Raw genomic sequence first — 2,076 nt, 5'->3', positions numbered from 1 at the left:
GTAGAGCCGCGCCATGCTCGGCTGAGTCTCTACCGGTAAAGCCCCTGCCGAGCATGGCTCGGCACTACACGGTAAGGCCCCTGCCGAGCATGGCTCGGCACTACAGGTGCCCCACAGCGCTTACCGCCCCTTGCTAACGCGGCCACTTGACCCGCTCTGCTACCCTATTGCGATGAACGAACTTGCTGAACCCTCGGTCCCCCGCCCTGCTTTCACGCCGATGGCGCAACGTTTCCGTGGCTTCCTGCCGGTGGTGGTGGACGTGGAAACGGGCGGCTTTGACTGCAATCGCCACGCCCTGCTCGAGATCGCCGCCGTGCCGGTGGAGATGGACGAGAACGGCCTGCTCTACCCCGGCCAGACCGCCAGTGCGCATGTGATCCCGGCCGAAGGCACCGAAATCGACCCCAAATCGCTGGAAGTCACTGGCATCGTGCTCGACCACCCGTTCCGCCTGGCCAAGCCCGAGCGTGACGCGCTGGAGCACGTGTTCGCGCCGGTGCGCGCGGCGATGAAGAAGTACAACTGCCAGCGCGCGATCCTGGTCGGACACAACGCGCATTTCGACCTGAATTTCGTCAACGCCACCGTCGCCCGCAGCGGTCACAAGCGCAACCCCTTCCATCCGTTCAGCGTGTTCGACACGGTGACGCTTGCCGGCGTGGCTTATGGCCAGACCGTGCTGGCCCGCTCGGTGCAGGCAGCGGGTTTTGAATGGGACGCGAGCGAAGCGCACAGCGCGGTGTACGACACCGAGCAGACCGCGCGCCTGTTCTGCAAGATCGTCAACGCCTGGCCAACCGCGCCCGGCCGCTGAGCTGCACGATCATCAGGCCGCGCAGGTCCTGGCGCGGCCTTCCTTCTTTGCCTGCGCCAATGCGTTCTTGGCACGCTGATAGAACAACACCGGCGCCTGGTCGTCTTCACCCAGCTGCACTACGCCCGCGCTGAAACTCACCTTGATGTCACCGGCTTCATGGCCACCCCACTCGGCGTACTGGCCGAACAGACGCTGCAGGCGCTGGCAGGCGACCTCGGCCTCGGGCAGCGCGGTATCAGCCAACAGCACGGCAAATTCCTTGTTGCCCAGCCGTGCTGGCATATCCGAGGCACGCAGGCTGCGGCGCATCAGATCGCCTACTTCGCACAGCACCAGATCACCAACTGCACGCGACCACTCGGCATTGATCTGCTTGAGGTGATCGATGCTCAGTACCACCAGGCTCAAGGAACGCCCGGTACGACGCGCTGCCGCCATATCGCGCGCCAGCACGTCATCGAAGGCACGACGGTTGGGCAGGCCACTGAGATCATCCTCATTGGCCAAGCGTTCGAATGCTTCGGCCTGCTCGCGCAGTTTGTGCTCGAGCTCTGCTTTCTCCAGCAACGCCGCTTCCAACCGGCCGTTCTGCTGGTGCAGCTGATCCGATCGCGCCTGTTCCTGGGCAGCCAGTTGTTGTGCTTGCCCGCGCTGCTGCTTGAGCTGCATCGCCAACCACAGCACGGCCAGAAGCAACAGCACGCACAGGCCGGTGAGCAAACCGGGCACTGGCAGTACTGCCAACTGCGGGGCTGGCAGAGACGCCGTCGCAACGCCTTGCGCGCAAGCGGGTGCGGTGGCAGCTGCCGCCATCAACAACAGCGCTGACTGGCATGGACCTGCAAAGACATTCGCCCTGCCCCACCGCGCACGCAGCCCCTCGCTCGACCGGGTGATCGGATTGTTCCCTGCTGCCATCGTTCGTGCCCCAAGCTGATCTGCGGATACTAGCAAACCGTCGGGTTCCTGCAGGAACCAGGACTGATTCCTGCCATGGATTTTCGTGGGAGTGTGATTGGCAGCGTGAACGCACGCCGAGCCAATGAAGCCGACATCACAGAGGCGGCATTTGTGGGAGCGGCGTAAGCCGCGAAGCTGGGGTTCTGCAAGATTGCAGCTGCAGCTTCCTGCGCTCGACAGGCCGATGGTGGTTTGGCTGAGGTGGCGCCGCGGAAATCTGTGGCTTCGCGGCTTACGCCGCTCCTACAAAGTCCAGGAATCCTGGCTCACTCGCTTTTTGTGGGAGCGGCGTAAGC

Annotated in this window: 2 protein-coding genes; one reads left to right on the top strand and one right to left on the bottom strand. The window is 63.9% G+C overall.

The features are described from left to right. The first annotated feature begins 172 nt into the window (after nucleotides 1–172). Nucleotides 173–817, top strand: coding sequence for a ribonuclease T (gene rnt, locus QMX78_RS21225; RefSeq protein ID WP_282273403.1), 645 nt, complete (start codon nucleotides 173–175; stop codon nucleotides 815–817). Nucleotides 818–829: 12 nt separating this feature from the next. Here rnt and QMX78_RS21220 read toward each other — a convergent pair whose 3' ends face one another. Beyond that, nucleotides 830–1,549, bottom strand: a complete 720-nt coding sequence (locus QMX78_RS21220; RefSeq protein WP_282273401.1) for a GGDEF domain-containing protein — start codon at nucleotides 1,547–1,549, stop codon at nucleotides 830–832. Between the last annotated feature and the right edge of the window lie 527 nt (nucleotides 1,550–2,076).

Origin of the sequence: Stenotrophomonas sp. PS02298 (assembly GCF_029959445.1) — a bacterium.
Classification (GTDB): Bacteria; Pseudomonadota; Gammaproteobacteria; order Xanthomonadales; family Xanthomonadaceae; genus Stenotrophomonas.
This window is presented reverse-complemented; position numbering and strand designations above follow the sequence as displayed.

Bases quoted from the DNA above. Each gene is read 5' to 3' on its own strand.
- rnt (WP_282273403.1), top strand. From the start codon at position 173: ATGAACGAACTTGCTGAACCCTCGGTCCCCCGCCCTGCTTTCACGCCG.